Here is a 15930-nt window from a genome sequence, read left to right as displayed (position 1 = left end):
CTGCAATGTGTGACGTTCATTGATACACATCGTTTTTATTCATGAGCTGATTTCATTAAGAAGGGATTCATTTTGTTCAGGCAGCCCCAAGAATTCTGACGTTGACGAAACAATAGTTAAGCAGTATGAGGAAGTATTGAAATCGCTAAGTGATTAATCGGTTTAAGAATAAGAAGAGGTGAACAAGGATGGGAAAAGCAATAATAATCAACGGATCCAGTGAAGGTGAAGTATTAGAAGTAGTTAAAGATTTATCTATTATCCGTCACGGAAAAGTTTACGAAGACGTAAATCATACTCAAATTGTGGTAGACGGGCTATAAATGATTGAACAAACAGAAGAGCCCGTACTATCGCCAAAAGAAGATTTAAGCAATTGGATTGTTGAAAACTTTGAAGAAATTGAAAGTCAGATTGTTGGGGAGTGTGCTAGACGGTGTAATCAACATAAAATTCCACGATGCAAGCCCTATGGAAGTAGTTGATGTTGGGAACCTTGCTGAAAATCTTAAGACTGGCTTATTAAATGTTATTGGAACGTATGAAAGTTAATTGGTTTTAGCTATTGAAATAAAAAAGTCTAAGAATTATTTCTTAAACTTACCGTTACTGATTGATGTTCCAACAATTGCAACTGTAGCATAACCTATAACGATCCAAATTCATGGGTGCATGATAAGAACTCCCTCCATGTTGTATGAATTAATTATAAAGGGAGTATTAGAAAAAAAATTAGACTAAAGCCTTACTTTAGTAGGTATTACTTAAAATAATGACAATTATTTTTATCAAAAAAAAAAACCGATTAAACGGTTTTAATCTAAATATGATTTAATTGTTTTTTCAAAATCTTTATTAATAACTGAATTAAAAGCAATATTTATAAGTTGTTCTGACTGATTATTTAATAACAGAACGGCGTAAAAAGATGGAACAGGAGAACCTTTAGCTTTGACCTTTTTATATGATATCGATTTGATCTCTTTTTTATCAATTACTTGGTTCTTTTTAGAAAGAACAATTCCATTTTCATAAATAATGACGTTGTCAGCCCTCTTGAAAATAAGTAAATATAAGCCAATTAATAAAAAAATTAATCCAAAGATTACGAGCATAATTTTTGCGTAAATAAAATTAGAACCAACTATCATTAAAATACCAAGCAATAGAAAAACAATCCCATTTTTTAAACTATCAGTTTTTGATTTAAATAATACATTACCTTTATTGTCCATAAAAACACCTCCTGCAAAATAATAACATACGTTTAATGACAAGTAAACGACTTATGAATCAGGTAATAGTTTTATTACCTGAAATAATAATAACTTAGCTAAAATCATACGTTGATAAGGCTGTTAATATCATTAGGATATAAGCTGCTATGCCGAGAGGAATTAAAAATACAATTCCAATGATTAAACCTTTCACTCGTTTTTTTTTTATGGATGAAATAATCATCAAAATAGATGGCGAAAGTGTAAAGAGTCCAACTGCGATAATTAAGATTAAAGATGTACTCATGTATGTAGCTCCATTTCTATATTATAAATTAATGACAACACAGTTTGTATAACCAAGAAAATTAACAAAGAGTTAAAATGATGGCCAAAGGATATGCGGTGTACAAAGGTGATAATTAGTTGTTTGCAGGGAAAGCTAAAGAAATAGCTGAAACAATGAATATTAAAAATTGGAAGTGTGTGCTTTTATAGTTTCAATGCGTATCTAAAAAAGATAGCAAATAAACAGAATCGTATAGTAACGGTTCTGCTAGATGGGTTAACCTTTATGATAAAAAAGTCGCCTAATGCTAAGGGACCTAACAAAACTATTTTCGTTTATTTTTCTTAGTTTTGACCATATCCATCCCGCCGCCCATAGCGAGCCCTAATCCGATTCCAAGTGCTAAGTTTTTGAAAATGATACCAAAAGTTACACCAAAAATAAGTCCGAGTGCAATGCCATCTGTTTTATTATCATTATTCATTGTAATTCCTCACTTTCAATTCTTAGTTACATAATCGTATCACAAAATAAGGTAGGAATATATGGTACCTAGGAAGTAGCCATTAATCTCACGGATAGTATAGAGTGAAAGTTATGACTAATCTTCAAAATCAGATTTTACAAGCTATGAAACCAGTGCAGCTATAGTCGAATATTCAGCCAAACAACAAAATGAAGTGATAGGTTTAAGTAAGGGTCAGTTTTACCAAGTGTTACAAATTTTTCTCGAACAGAAAAAATAAGCAAGTATTTAATCTCTCATGTAAGAAAAACTTCTCACTCAAAAGAGCAAGTGATGGGAGGAGATACCTGTTTATATGTTTGGTTCATTAACGCTTCAAAGATTGGATGTTTTGTTTTATTGTAAAGACTTATCATTACTTCTTATTCGAAATATCGATTGTTCTTTCTTGAGTGACTGGTAAACTTAATCTCGTCTTGCTCTAAGTTAATAATATTGCAAGGTAATTGAACTTGATGTTAATAGATGTTGATTAGATGGACGGGTAATCGAAAGGAGTGATCAATGGAGGTTTCGGATTTTTCGAGTAGATGGATTGTCGGGGACTTGCTGGGAGAAATAAATGGGTTTAGTTTTAAGCTAAAGAAATATTGGAAGTTGGCGATTTTAGGTTATCCTAGCCCTGATTTGCCAAGAGTTCTAATGACTACCTACATTTTTTTGGTCATTGGTATTTACGATTCCTGACATTGTTAAGTCGGCTTCATGTGCCAGGACGAACTACTTATTGGAAAAGAACCAAATTTATCTGTCAGCAGCGCAATCAATCTGACTCGTCAACTAATGGATGGCTATAAGCTGGAATTTCTTATTCTCCGTCATTCATTTTATCTGTGGTGGATGGCCAGTAGTGTTAGTTTTGGGTTAGCTAATTTTTACGTCTTGCCCGCTGAACTTGTCCTTCGCCAAACAGAATCAGATAAGCCGCAGGAGGTTCCTGTTGTTTTTTTCATTTTTATAGTGGATAATCAGAGTATTAATCGCGACAGGTGTCTCCTCTAATCGGCAGGAGGATAACCTAGCAGAGCAAGCTGAAAGTAGGTGTTTCATGAATAAAGCAACCGTTCGTCAAGAAACCTTGGCCAAGCTAAGAAAACTAGGGCTTGATATCCCACGGAAAAAGCAACAGGAGAGGGCCGTTTTAAGCCAGTTATTTGAATCGACTCTTTGGCAAAATGCCACAAGTGTCGGCCTTACCCTAAGTATGGGCTTGGAATTTTCGACCCAGAAGATTATCGAGAGAGCGTGGCAAGAAGGGAAAATAACTGCAGTTCCCAAAACGGCTCCCCAACGCAAAATGGATTTTATTAAGATTACTTCTGGAACAATTTATGAAGAAAGTAACTTTGGGGTCAGAGAACCTCTGACTAATGATATAATGAAAGGGAATCAACTTGATTTACTGATTGTTCCTGGGGTGGCCTTTCGTTTAGACGGGTATCGAGTTGGTTTCGGTGGTGGCTATTACGACCGTTACCTAGCCGATTATACTGGTCAGACTTGCAGTCTTGTTTTTCAAGAACAGCTCAATCAGGAATGGAAACCAGAAACTTTGGATCAACCTGTTGGGACCCTGTTTATGGCATAATAAATTGTAAGATAACTAAATCAAGTTAAGAAATGTTAGGAGAATTGAATGGATTACCAAACAGAAATGAAATTAAAACGAATTAAAAATATGCCGCTGATGGTCTGGGGATTACTGGGAATTCAAATAATCGTCTTTCTTTCCATGACCTTGACGGGAATGAGTCGCGGATTGGGGATTGACGGCTCCCTAAATGGTGAAATTTTAGTCTCTCACGGGGCCATGTTGAAAGGGTACGTCACATACGCTCATGAATACTGGCGCTTTATCACGCCCATATTTGTACATATCGGCTTTATGCATCTCATTGTCAATTCACTGACTCTCTATTTTATAGGGACGCAATTAGAAGCCATGTTGGGACACTGGCGATTTTTGGCGGTGTATCTACTAACAGGTGTGGCGGGAAATGTCTTAAGTTTTGCTTTTGGCAATGCCAATGCCATCTCTGCCGGCGCTAGCACCTCGCTTTTTGGTTTATTTGGGATTTTTGTGGCTCTCGGTCGGGTTTATCCTCATCACCCAATGATTCAGTTTATGTCTCAACGCATGTTAACCTTGATCGTCCTTAACCTGATCATGAATTTGTTCAGTAGTGGCATTGATATCTTAGGACATGTTGGTGGAGCAGTTGGTGGTTTTCTCCTTGGGTTTGTGATTGCAATACCAGCTCTAAAAGGAACCCAATACGAGTCGAGCTCTCATGATGTACACCGACGCATTCGCTTTGGGTTGATGTTTGCTTTCTTTATCGTCTTTTGCTTACTGTATGGCTTTAGAGAAGTACTAGGATTTTAATCTATACCTTTAATGCTTACCTGAGACAGGAAGTATTAAAGGTCTTTTTTGTGTGAAATGTAAAATATATTAGAAAAAATGTGCAAAATTTTTGATATTTTTCCAAATTCATGGCATACTAGATAAGTGTTTGAAAAATAAATACGTGTTTCGGTTGGGCAGCGATGCTTTCAAGGTTTTTTCTTCAAAGGGCGGGAAGAAAACTGAAAGTCGGACTGTCTATTTTTGTGTATTGAAAGGGGAGTTTACCATGTTTGAAGAAATAGTTATCGCGATTATCGTGATTCTTTTAGGAACCAAAGTTGCCAGTCATCTGTGCAACAGAATTGGTATTCCTGCCGTTATCGGCGAACTGTTAGTCGGGATTTTAGTAGGACCAGCCTTACTTAATTTGGTCCATCCTTCTGATGTACTACACGTATTTTCACAAATCGGCGTCGTCTTATTAATGTTTCTGGCTGGTTTGGAAAGTGATTTTAATCTATTAAAAAAATATTTAAAACCATCTGTTTCCGTGGCTATTTTGGGAATTTTATTTCCTCTGATTCTCTGCGGTCTTGTGGGAGCCATGTTTGATTTATCAACCATGAGTGCGGTTTTCTTAGGCATTGTCTTTAGTGCCACTTCCGTCAGTATTTCCGTTCAAGTGCTGAAAGAATATCGCCGATTGGATACGGAAGAAGGCTCGATTATCCTAGGAGCAGCCGTAGTTGATGATATTGTGGTGGTTTTGATAGTCAGTATCTTTTCAACCATCGTTAATTTGGAAGGGGCCTTCACCTTTAGTGGTCAGTTGTTCTGGGATTTATTAGGAACCAAGATTCTCTTCTTCTTCATTCTTTATCTGTTTGCTAAGTTTTTATTAAATCCCTTTATGACTTTTGCCAAAAAACTTGTAGCGACTGAAGGAGAAGTAGCCATCGCTCTGGTCCTCTGTTTTGCATTTGCCTTATTATCTGAAACATTAGGCATGAGCGATGTTATCGGGGCCTTCTTTATGGGCTTACTACTGTCTTCACACCAATCAAAACACACGGTAGAAAGTCGTGTCTCTACCATTGGGTATTCCTTATTTATTCCGATTTTCTTCGTGTCAATCGGCTTGGATATTCAGTTTTCGGCTTTCAAAGAGCATGCATTCTTTATCATCCTTTTATCGATTGCAGCCGTCGTGTCAAAATTAGTTGGTGGTTACATCAGTGGTCGACTTTCCAAAATCGATGCCAATCGCTCATGGATTGTGGGCGCCGGGATGGTTTCGCGAGGGGAAATGGCTTTAATCATTGTCCAGCTTGGCCGAGGAATGAATTTGATTACAGGTAGTATTTATTCAGCGATTGTGGTGGCTATCATTATTTCCACCTTGATCTCACCTTTATTAATTAAGTTCTTCATTGAGCGTAGTCCAGAAGCAAAAAAAGCCTAAATGACAGAAGCAGCCGTGACGAGACAGTCATGGCTGTTTTTTTAGGTCAATTTGCTGAAATAAGGACCAATTCTAGCAATTCTTCTGGTTAACCATTGCCAAAGCTCCTAGGTATTAGGTATAATAAACACTAGCTTACTTTTTCCTGTAGGCTCTTTTTTTGTGAGCAACTTTCACAGGTGGTCTACACTAAAGGCAGGCAGTGAGGTAATTGAGATAAGGAAGTGTCTATAAATGGAAACACTTTACGATGTCCAGCAGCTGTTAAAATCCTACGGAACGATTGTCTACTTGGGCAAGCGTTTATGGGATATTGAAATGATTGGCATTGAAATTGACAGCTTGTATCAGGCTGGTATCTTGGAGTTAAAAACGTATCAACAAATTAAAATGATTTTAACACGCGAACACGAAATTGAAGTAAGGCGTGAGAAGAATAAGGAGGATGTTGTTGTGGACGGCAAATTAATCGGCATTGATCTAGGTGGTACGACTGTTAAGTTTGCGATTTTAACAGTTGAAGGGGAAGTACAACAAAAGTGGAGTATTGAAACGAATATTGGTCAAGAAGGAACCTTGATTGTTCCTGATATTATTAAATCCATTCGTCATCGCTTAGACTTGTATAACATGAAAGCGGAAGACTTTATCGGAATTGGTATGGGGACACCGGGAACGGTGGACCGTGAGGCTGGGACTGTGATTGGCGCGTATAATTTAAATTGGAAGACACTCCAAGAAATTAAAAAGCCAATTGAATCAGAACTAGGCATTCCCTTTGCAATCGACAACGATGCCAATGTGGCTGCTTTAGGTGAAAAATGGAAAGGGGCAGGTGAAAATAGCCCAGAAGTAACCTTTATTACACTAGGAACTGGTGTTGGTGGCGGGATTATTGCTGAAGGCAATTTACTCCATGGAGCTGTGGGTGCCGCTGGTGAAATCGGTCATATTACGGTGGAACCAATTGATGGTTTTGATTGTACTTGTGGGAAAAAAGGCTGTCTGGAAACAGTTGCTAGTGCCACAGGGGTTGTCCGCTTAGCGCGAACCATGTCAGAAGAATATTCAGGGGATTCTAAATTAAAATACATGATTGACGACGGTCAGGACGTGACCAGTAAATCAGTTTTTGAGTTGGCGGAAGCTGGCGATGATTTTGCGTTATTAGTCGTTGATAAAGTTGCCTTTTATTTAGGGCTGGCATGTGGTAATATCGGTAATATGCTTAACCCAACTGACATTGTCATTGGTGGAGGTGTGTCTGCGGCAGGAGAATTCTTAAGAAGCCGTATTCAAACTTACTTTGACCAATTTACCTTCCCTCAAGTGAGAGAAAGTACTAAGCTCAAATTAGCTCAGTTAGGAAATGAAGCCGGCGTAATCGGTGCTAGCTCATTAGCATTACAGTTTAAGTAATACAGTTTTTATTAGAGAGGAAGCAAAGCAGTGACTATTAGCCCATTTTTAATTATTAACATTATTTTAGGTGCCATCTTATTATGGATGGCGGGAAATGAAATATACCTACGTCTAATGGCGAAAAAATCCGCCAAAACAATTACCGAAGAAGAATTTAGAGAAATCATGCGCAAAGGTCAAATCATTGACGTGCGAGAAAAAGATGTCTTTAATGCCGGTCATATTTTAGGGGCTCGCAGCATTCCTTATTCAACCTTTAAACAGGCACACAGCTCCTTAAGAAAAGATTTGCCGATCTTTTTGTATGACCAAAAGAAGACCCTAAGTATCCGTTCTGCTAATATTTTGCGCAAAAACGGCTACACAGATGTGTACATCTTAAAAGGCGGCTACAACAACTGGACAGGTAAAATCAAGAAAAAATAATTAGAAAAGACACCTACTTCGATCAAAGTAGGTGTCTTTTTGCTTAATAATGTAACCGTTACCCAATTAATGTTATACTAAAGACATCAAAGAGAGGAGTGGATTTCCATGTTAAGTAATTATCAACGAATTTTAGTGGCGGTTGATGGATCTGATAATTCGGATTTAGCCTTTAAACACGCAGTAGAAGTTGCCAAACGCAATCATGCCTCTTTACATGTTTTGCAAGTTATTAACGACCAGGCGGGCTCCTACAGCCCTTTTGCCTATGGTGAAATCATCAGGGAAGAAGAAGAGGCTGCTGAGAAGGAAATGGATAAATACCTTGAATACGCAGCCACTCATCAATTAGTAGACGTGGTGCCAATTATTCGCTTAGGTAATCCTAAAACCAGCATTGCCAAATTTGTAGCGGAGCAGTATGACATTGAGTTGCTGATTATCGGCGCCACAGGAAAAGGCGTCGTCAATCGGATGATCATTGGTTCGACTACTAGCTACGTAGTGCAGCACGCGGCGTGTAACGTATTAGTCGTGAAGAATCCTGAAAGTAAAGGCTTGGAATAATCCATAGGACTCAAAGGTGAGCAATCCTTTTGAGTCCTTTTTTGTCAATCTTCTTGAAGTTCGCCAAAGAAAATAGAAATCAAATAGAGGACTTCATTGTCTGGGATAACAATCTCATAATCCCGTTCGAAAGTGGTTAAGAGACCACAGATGATATTGAACTCCTTTAGATATTTTTGTTTATAGGCTTGACTATCGGGGAAATCAATGAAATTGTAATCGCCCTTTAGGCGATCAACAAGGCATGATATATGAAAAATAGCACCGAAAATAATTTTGATATTAAAATTAATACCAAAGACATTTTCAATTCGTTTGATAAACTTTTTTGTATCGGCCACTATAGCAAAACTGTCAATATGTTTAAGTTCATCTTTCAAAGTCAGCTCAATCTCCCGATAAGTGGTGTCCAATTCGATAAAGTACTGAATCTGTTGAATGACATGACTGTTAAATAGATCATACAATTGAAATTGAGGCAGGGCCGTTTCAATCGGAACTGTTGTGACCACACATAAAATGTGATACTGATTTTGCATATGCTTGATGTAACTACCAATCGATTCATCCCGCAGCAAAGTAATGGTAATGATTTTGATACTATCTGGCAAATTACTTAATTTTTGTTTTAACAGATTTTTCATAATGACCGCAGTCCCTTCACCAGTTAAACAAAAAGATAAAATAACTGAAACTTTATCCTCTTCAGGAATCACAGGAAACTGATTTTGAGCATTTGTTGGATTGTTGCTAGAACGAATGCTTAATAAATCTTGGAAAATTTCATCGATAGGTGTTCCAATTATGGCTTTACGCGTCGCTTCAAGGACGTGAATTGTGCTGGACATATCAAACGTTCGACACTTAATCTGGCAGGTTTTTTCGATTTCCGTTCCTAGATTAATTAAAGAGCCCATATCAACTAGAAAAAGACTGTCGCTGGTTGAGTGACTGCTGAGAATCAGCTGCCTGATCTGTTCAATAATAATCGAAGGGCTTTCACTTAAATCCATGTTAATCCCAACAGCATGTTCTGTTCCTAGTAATTCATTGACAAAAGCGGCCATGGAAGTCGCCGATGAGGCCCCGTGAGAGACGACAAAAACGCGCACTAAGTTTTCTTTTTGATGATCATTTTGGTCATTATAAATAAAAAACATCGTTAGAAAAGCGACTTCTTCCTGAGGGATATCAATGTCTAAGGCCGCATTTAAGAACAATAAGCACTCCGTAGCAATACTAAAATAGTGGGGATACAAATTGGCCAGTTCGTCTGCATCATGATGCTTTTTTGGTAAATCACCTCGTTTAATTCGATGGTAAATCGTGGAAATATGAATCGCCATCGATTGCTTTAGCTTGTTATTAATGGGGCGCTTTAAGAGATTCTCTGCCAAAGCAATCGTCTCAGTACAAATTTTATAAAGAGGCTCTGACATCATTATTTTAAGATTATCCATACTCTGTGGATGACTTTGTGGTGGGAAAAATGTGTCAAAATTAGTCCGTAAAATTTCTTGAATCTCATCATAACCCAAGGTCTCATCTTGATGAATCAACTCATTGGAATGGATTAATTCATAGATATTAAGGGCGTTTTGGTGGCAATTATCCTCACATTCTGGTTCAAAGGCGATGTATTTACCAGCTAACTGGCTAGTAAGACTATCGTCTTTTTTTTCGCTGGCCGAGTATAAGCCCATCAAGATGTAAGGTGGTAGCTCTGGGCTATGAATCACAATTTCTTTGTGCGACATGACTAAAAAGTCAGCGTAAGCTTTGGCACAAGTCAGTTGGATATCATTTTTTAATTGCCCAATATTGTGCAAACAGTCGTAATTTAAGAAAGCACGTAGTGAGTTTTTGGTGATTTTGATGGTCTCATTTAAACGATTGGCTTCCTGTTGAAAAAATAAGGAGATTAAAGCGGCCCGTTCTTCGGAAGTTCTTTCTGCGAGATTAGGCAACATTAAAATCATGGGAATCCGTCGTTGAAAAGTATTGAGCAAGGCCGAATTACTTGCCTCCGTTGTGGCAGCTATGATCAACACACTGGCTTGACGCTCCACATCAGATTCGCCTAAGCGGTGATAGACCCCTCGATCAAGAAAAGTAAAGAAGATTTCTTGTCCCTCAGGAGGCAACCGGTGAATCTCATCCAAAAATAAAATACCGCCATTGGCTTTTTCAATCAAGCCCTTTTTTTCTTCTTCCGCGCCGGTATAGGCATTTTTTGAAATGCCAAAAAGCTGTCCAACTAGTAGTTGCGGATTATTGGCATAATCTGCACAATTAAACTGGACAAAGGGCAGGTCCTCTAATTGATTAGTATACTGTGCATAGTCGTAAATCAAGGAAGCCAGCATGGATTTCCCCACACCGGTTTCCCCGTAAATTAGCATATTCAACCCTTTTGGTGGGTATAATACGGCTGCTTTCGCCTGTTTGATGACCATCTGCAATGAGGGATTGTCCCGCTCAAACTGCTCTAATTTGGATTGTTTAATAACAGGATGATAGAGGACAGGCTTGCCCGCTTCTTTGCGAGCCAACCCCATTTTAACGAGTTCATTTAAATCATTGCTGACATTGGCTCTCGACAAGTTTATTTGTTCGGCAATTCGCATGGTTGACAGGCCTTCGCCGGAATACAGTTTAGTCATTTCTGACAAAATTAAATCAATTCGTTTCATAAATGCATCGACTCCTTTATGTAAGCGTGTGATAGAGATGGGAATAGATACATTATGGAACAGGAATCATTAAAAGTAAATACCAGAGTGAACTTGTTTCAATGTGTTTCATTTGCTCAAAGTGATTGCTCCACAAATGAAACACATGATATCCCTACTAATAAAAGTCGTGTTCTGTCAGGCTTTTTCAGGGTGTTAAAAAGCTGGCATGGAACTTGCTTTAGTAAAAGTGAGAACCGGAGGTGAAGTGCCAGTGAGAGATCAGGATGAACAATACGAAGAGCGAGCAGTTATGTTAATCGTTCACGGAGGCTATGCTAGAAGTTTAGCGTTACAAGCCATCGAAGCCGCAAAGGAAGGGCGATTTGAGTCTGCAGCGCAGCTGCAAATCGAAGCGACAGAGGAATTAAATAAAGCCAATCGCTTTCAAAAGGAGATTATCAGTGACAACTTGGAGACAACCCAAGATGGGCAAGGCATTTCGTTGATGGACATCCATGCCCTAGATCACTACATGAACGCGTTGACGATTATTGATTTAGCGGGGAATTTTATTGACTTATTTAAACTGAAAGGAGGCAAGTAAATGCTGAGAGTTACCCTGGCCTGTGCTGCTGGAATGTCAACGAGTTTACTCGTCAGTAAGATGAAAAAGGCAATTGAAGAAAAGGAGGTGGCAATTGAGTTAATGTCCGTCTCAGAAAAAGAATTTGACAAGTATTTAGCTGAGACTGATATCTTGTTACTGGGACCCCAGGTTTCATTTTTAGAAAAAAAGTACCAAGCCTTATTTAAAGGAACCACTAAAAAAGTCATGTCCATTCCCATACTGGAATATGGTCGAATGGACGGCACAAAAGTGGTTGACCGAGTATTATCACTAGCTAAGATGGAGGAAAATTATGAATAAATTGATGGATAAATTGCAAGAAAAATTAGGCCCGATTGCCTATAAATTAGATTCAAATCGCTATTTAAGTGCTATAAAAACTGGTTTTTTTGTGGCAATGCCATTGTTAATTATTGGGTCAATCTTTCTGTTAATCACTCAGCTGCCCTTCGATCCTTATCTGAATATGATGGAATCGATTTTAGGCAAAGACTGGATGAGTCTCTTTCTAAAAGTAAATGACATGACTATGAACGTGATGACCATATTTGTCATACTGGGAATCGCCAAAGAGTTAGGTAAATACTATCATGTAGATGAAGCTTCCTCTCAGGCGGCGGCGATTTTAGCCTTCTTCATCTTAACGCCAATCATTACCAGTGAAGCAGGAGAGACTGGATTGCCAATTGGTAATTTCGGCGCTTCAGGTTTATTCGTCGGAATGATTACAGCGATCTTAGCTGTTGAAATCTTCCGCTGGGTTGTGCAAAAAGGTTGGGTCATTAAAATGCCTGACTCCGTTCCATCCAATGTGGCTACCTCGTTCTCAGCTTTGGTTCCAGGTGTGTTTGTAGCAGTTATTTTTAACTTTATCAGAATTGGCTTTACCTTTACCAGTTTTGAAACCGCTCATAATTTTATATTTGAAGTCTTGCAAACACCTCTTCTGGCTTTAGGAAGTTCCTTGCCAGCGACAATCATCGTCTTGCTGTTTGAAGCCTTACTATGGGCCTTTGGGATCCATGGATCGAATATTATTGGGGCAGTTATGACACCAATTTGGACCGCCTTAGCCGTAGAAAATGCTCAAGCCTTTGCCAGTGGCGATGTGTTACCAAATATTGTTAATGCTCAATTTTATGGGAATTTTATTAAATTAGGTGGCTCAAGTGCCACGATTGGTTTAGCCATTGCCTGTGTCTTAATGGCCAAATCAACTCAATTTAAAACGCTAGGTAAACTGTCAATCGCTCCAGCGATCTTTAATATCAACGAGCCATTGATTTTTGGGATTCCGATTGTGTTAAACCCAATCATGTTGATTCCTTTTATTGCGGCACCAGTTATTATGTGCATTATCGCCTATACCGCAATGGCAACAGGACTGGTTCCGATTACTAATGGTATCTTATTGCCATGGACCATGCCAGCAGTTGTCTCTGGTTTTATCTTATCTGGATGGCGGGGAGCGCTACTGCAAATTGTGCAAATTTTCCTCAGCTTTGCGATTTACTATCCCTTCTTCAAAATGGAAGACCGACGTGCCTATGATGTTGAAATAGGTGGGGTACAAGCTAAATAACCAAAAAAGAGAGACAGCCAAGCAGCTGTTTCTCTTTTTTTGGTTAATTCAATGTCAGTTTTGTCCCATTGCTTGCTGATTCTAGCCATAAGGGGATACGAATATAGTTTAAAGCAAGCAAACAAAAACCTGATGTTTTAACAATTATGATGAACAGTTAAGAGTTTCACGTTATATTCAAATTTTTCTGAGATAGAGGAATAATTAAGTGCCATCAGGCATAAAAGTAAAAGTAAGGCCAGAGCCCAAAAAAGCAAATGACCAAAGTCATTTGCTAAGAGTTCTAATCAGCTGTTAATACCATTGGTAAAATCATCGGATGACGTTCTGTTTTTTCCACTAAGAAAGGATCTAAGGTACTAATAATCACTTCTTTAAGCTTAGCTTCATTACACTCAGGCTCTCTAAGGGCTTTGTTAACAGCTTTCGCTAAAATTCGTTGGCACTGGTTGATTAAATCACCAGATTCACGCATGTAGATAAAGCCACGAGACAGAATATCAGGTCCCGCCATGATTTGTTGTTTCTCATAATTAACGGTAATAACCGCTAATACCAGACCTTCTTCAGATAAAATACGACGATCTCGTAAGACGATGTTGCCGATATCTCCGACACCATTTCCGTCGACATAAACGTCACCAGCATTGAAATGACCTGCAACTCGGGCGCTTTCCTGAGTAAGAGCTAAAACATCGCCGTTTTCTAAAATAAAGCAGTTTTCTTTTGGAACCCCAGTATCTTCAGCCAACTGTGTATGAACCCGTAACATCCGGTATTCACCATGGACTGGCATAAAGTATTTAGGTTTCATCAAGCTTAACATTAATTTTTGTTCTTGTTGACCACCATGCCCAGAGGTATGAATATTATTAACTTTACCATGAATAACTTCAGCGCCTGCTTCAGATAGTAAGTTAATCACCCGATTAACACTAACAGTGTTACCTGGAATAGGCGAGCTTGAAAAAATAACGGTGTCGCCAGGCTGAATTTGAATCTGACGGTGAGTGCCGTTAGCGATCCGACTTAACGCCGCCATCGGTTCGCCTTGAGACCCTGTACATAAAATCAGCATTTCATTGGCTGGATAGCTGTTGATTTGGCGAGAGTCAATAAAGGTATCTTCTGGCACATTGATATAACCAAGTTTTTGACCGTTGACCATAGCATTCTCCATGCTACGTCCGAAGACGGCCACTTTACGACCAGTTTTTACAGCCGCCATGGCAGTTTGTTGTAATCTGAAAATATTGGAAGCGAAGGTAGCGAATATAATCCGACCTTCGATTTTTTCAAAAATATGTTCAATCGATTTACCAATCGTTTTTTCTGATTTAGTAAACTCTGGCACTTCAGCATTGGTACTGTCTGAAAGCATACAAAGGACGCCTTCTTCACCAATTCGGGCCATTTTTTGTAAGTTAGGTGGTTCACCAACAGGAGTGAAGTCGAATTTGAAATCCCCTGTACAAACAATATTGCCAGAGGGCGTTTTAACAACTACGCCTAAAGCATCTGGAATACTATGTGTGGTACGGAAAAAACTCACTGCAGTTTTGCGGAATTTAATAATGGTGTCTTCATTAATTTCGTGAAGTTCCGCATCACGTAAAAGACCATGTTCTTCTAATTTATTTTTGATCAAGGCCAAAGCCAAAGGACCAGCATAAATCGGAACATTAACCTGTTTTAATAAGTAAGGCACACCACCGATATGATCTTCATGACCATGGGTAATGACCAATGCTTTAACCTTTTTGATATTTTGGACAATGTAGCTATAATCAGGAATAACATAGTCAATTCCAAGTAAATCATCTTCCGGAAATTTAATCCCAGCATCAACGATAATGATTTCATCTTGAAATTGTACCCCGTATGTATTTTTTCCGATTTCGCCAAGTCCACCAATCCCAAAAACACCTGTTTCATTGTTTTTTATAGTGGGTTTCATCTAGTTAAACTCCGTAAGCGTGAAGTCAGCATTTTCTTTTTCATAGTCTAAGTGATTGCCTTCTAAAGATTGCACCAATTCGATGTTATATGGGGTATTGTCTTCTACTAATTGACGTGCAATAACGTCATTGTCAGCTTCAATATAAAGAGATTGCGTTTGCTCTCTCTTTGGATTTCTAACCTTTGTTTCCTGATAGTATACTTTAAAAATCATGTATCATTTCTCCTTTTCATTAGGCCCTACAAGACAGACTCATCTAGCCAACCTTGCAGAATACCTTATATGTTATACACGTTAAGACGTGCTTTACTATTAATTTGAACACACGAAAGATAGGTGAAATTCACCTGCTTTTTTTATTAAACACACCATAACCTTGGGTTAAAAAGTGCCATGGAACCTCGTCTTTGTTCCAATTTGTCAGTATGTAATAACTACATAGATAACCGTTTGATAAAAATACGTGTTTGTTACAATTAAAATAATTCTATCATAAATTACCAAATAAGTATAGGAACATGGAAAAGCTTTTGGATTCGTATAGGTTCGATAGAAATTAAGAAAGATACAGAAGAGGTGCTTTATACCACTCCAAGTAACTTATCTAATTTCCGAGAAGCTGAATCAAAAAGCTAGACAAAAGGAAAAGCTTTTAATTGCGATTAGCGCTGAAAGAAATTAAGGAAACCCCAAAAGTGACGCTTTTTGTCACTTCAGGGGTTTATCTAACTTCCGAAGGGCTGCAATTCAAAGCTAGACAAAAGGAAAAGCTTTCGATGATGGTCAGAGCTGACAGGAATTAAGGAACCTCAAGAAGAGTCTTTTC

The 15930-nt window shown here is 38.4% G+C and carries 17 protein-coding genes and 1 other annotated feature; of the genes, 11 read left to right on the top strand and 6 right to left on the bottom strand.

Going from position 1 to position 15930, the window contains the following annotated elements:
• The first annotated feature begins 188 nt into the window (after window positions 1-188).
• A complete protein-coding gene (locus tag RWN13_RS14800) occupies window positions 189-323 on the top strand; it encodes a hypothetical protein (RefSeq protein WP_314065208.1) in 135 nt (44 codons plus the stop codon).
• 492 nt (window positions 324-815) lie between these two features.
• Here RWN13_RS14800 and RWN13_RS14795 read toward each other — a convergent pair whose 3' ends face one another.
• From RWN13_RS14795 to RWN13_RS14785, 3 genes are all read right to left on the bottom strand, one after another.
• Entirely contained in the window at window positions 816-1235 is a 420-nt protein-coding gene (locus tag RWN13_RS14795) for a hypothetical protein (protein WP_314065205.1), read from the bottom strand.
• 94 nt (window positions 1236-1329) lie between these two features.
• The gene (locus RWN13_RS14790) at window positions 1330-1524 is read right to left on the bottom strand and encodes a hypothetical protein (RefSeq protein WP_314065203.1); all 195 of its coding nucleotides are present in this window, start codon (window positions 1522-1524) and stop codon (window positions 1330-1332) included.
• 307 nt (window positions 1525-1831) lie between these two features.
• Complete coding sequence (locus RWN13_RS14785) at window positions 1832-1990, bottom strand: hypothetical protein (RefSeq protein ID WP_314065200.1); 159 nt, start codon at window positions 1988-1990, stop codon at window positions 1832-1834.
• A 546-nt stretch (window positions 1991-2536) separates the two neighbouring features.
• On the opposite strand from RWN13_RS14785, the gene RWN13_RS14780 reads away from it, so the two are divergent.
• The 7 genes from RWN13_RS14780 (at window position 2537) to RWN13_RS14750 (ending at window position 8259) form a co-directional block, all read left to right on the top strand.
• Window positions 2537-2719: a hypothetical protein gene (locus RWN13_RS14780; protein ID WP_314065197.1), complete on the top strand. Its 183-nt coding sequence runs from the start codon at window positions 2537-2539 to the stop codon at window positions 2717-2719.
• A gap of 361 nt (window positions 2720-3080) precedes the next feature.
• A complete protein-coding gene (locus tag RWN13_RS14775; RefSeq protein WP_314065195.1) occupies window positions 3081-3620 on the top strand; it encodes a 5-formyltetrahydrofolate cyclo-ligase in 540 nt (179 codons plus the stop codon).
• 48 nt (window positions 3621-3668) lie between these two features.
• Entirely contained in the window at window positions 3669-4418 is a 750-nt protein-coding gene (locus tag RWN13_RS14770) for a rhomboid family intramembrane serine protease (RefSeq protein WP_314065192.1), read from the top strand.
• Between the two features lie 152 nt (window positions 4419-4570).
• Window positions 4571-4619 (top strand) — a sequence feature (sodium ion sensor (DUF1646 type); this cis-regulatory element may regulate processes involved in with the transportation of sodium ions).
• A gap of 49 nt (window positions 4620-4668) precedes the next feature.
• Window positions 4669-5844: a cation:proton antiporter gene (locus RWN13_RS14765; protein ID WP_314065189.1), complete on the top strand. Its 1176-nt coding sequence runs from the start codon at window positions 4669-4671 to the stop codon at window positions 5842-5844.
• A gap of 234 nt (window positions 5845-6078) precedes the next feature.
• A complete protein-coding gene (locus RWN13_RS14760; protein WP_314065186.1) occupies window positions 6079-7263 on the top strand; it encodes an ROK family glucokinase in 1185 nt (394 codons plus the stop codon).
• A gap of 87 nt (window positions 7264-7350) precedes the next feature.
• Complete coding sequence (locus tag RWN13_RS14755) at window positions 7351-7692, top strand: rhodanese-like domain-containing protein (protein WP_314065289.1); 342 nt, start codon at window positions 7351-7353, stop codon at window positions 7690-7692.
• 108 nt (window positions 7693-7800) lie between these two features.
• Complete coding sequence (locus RWN13_RS14750) at window positions 7801-8259, top strand: universal stress protein (protein WP_314065183.1); 459 nt, start codon at window positions 7801-7803, stop codon at window positions 8257-8259.
• Between the two features lie 44 nt (window positions 8260-8303).
• On the opposite strand, the gene RWN13_RS14745 is transcribed toward RWN13_RS14750, so the two are convergent.
• The gene (locus tag RWN13_RS14745; protein WP_314065180.1) at window positions 8304-10952 is read right to left on the bottom strand and encodes a sigma 54-interacting transcriptional regulator; all 2649 of its coding nucleotides are present in this window, start codon (window positions 10950-10952) and stop codon (window positions 8304-8306) included.
• A 208-nt stretch (window positions 10953-11160) separates the two neighbouring features.
• Between RWN13_RS14745 and RWN13_RS14740 the strand changes: the two genes are divergently transcribed.
• Genes RWN13_RS14740 through RWN13_RS14730 form a run of 3 tightly spaced genes read left to right on the top strand, consistent with a single transcriptional unit; the run spans window position 11161 to window position 13144 of the window.
• Window positions 11161-11538: a PTS lactose/cellobiose transporter subunit IIA gene (locus RWN13_RS14740; RefSeq protein ID WP_314065176.1), complete on the top strand. Its 378-nt coding sequence runs from the start codon at window positions 11161-11163 to the stop codon at window positions 11536-11538.
• Window positions 11539-11862 carry a PTS sugar transporter subunit IIB gene (locus tag RWN13_RS14735; RefSeq protein ID WP_314065174.1) on the top strand — a complete coding sequence of 108 codons (324 nt, stop codon included), beginning with the start codon at window positions 11539-11541 and terminating at the stop codon, window positions 11860-11862.
• Window positions 11855-13144, top strand: coding sequence for a PTS sugar transporter subunit IIC (locus RWN13_RS14730; protein WP_314065172.1), 1290 nt, complete (start codon window positions 11855-11857; stop codon window positions 13142-13144). Before RWN13_RS14735 ends, RWN13_RS14730 begins: the two co-directional genes overlap by 8 nt.
• 283 nt (window positions 13145-13427) lie before the next feature.
• On the opposite strand, the gene rnjA is transcribed toward RWN13_RS14730, so the two are convergent.
• A complete protein-coding gene (rnjA, locus tag RWN13_RS14725; RefSeq protein WP_314065169.1) occupies window positions 13428-15101 on the bottom strand; it encodes a ribonuclease J1 in 1674 nt (557 codons plus the stop codon).
• Window positions 15102-15317 carry a DNA-directed RNA polymerase subunit epsilon gene (locus tag RWN13_RS14720; RefSeq protein WP_314065167.1) on the bottom strand — a complete coding sequence of 72 codons (216 nt, stop codon included), beginning with the start codon at window positions 15315-15317 and terminating at the stop codon, window positions 15102-15104.
• Between the last annotated feature and the right edge of the window lie 613 nt (window positions 15318-15930).

Origin of the sequence: uncultured Vagococcus sp., assembly GCF_963518325.1 — a bacterium.
Taxonomy (GTDB): domain Bacteria; phylum Bacillota; class Bacilli; order Lactobacillales; family Vagococcaceae; genus Vagococcus_D.
The sequence above is the reverse complement of the archived record's forward strand: the minus strand, read 5'-3'. Positions and strand labels throughout refer to the sequence as shown.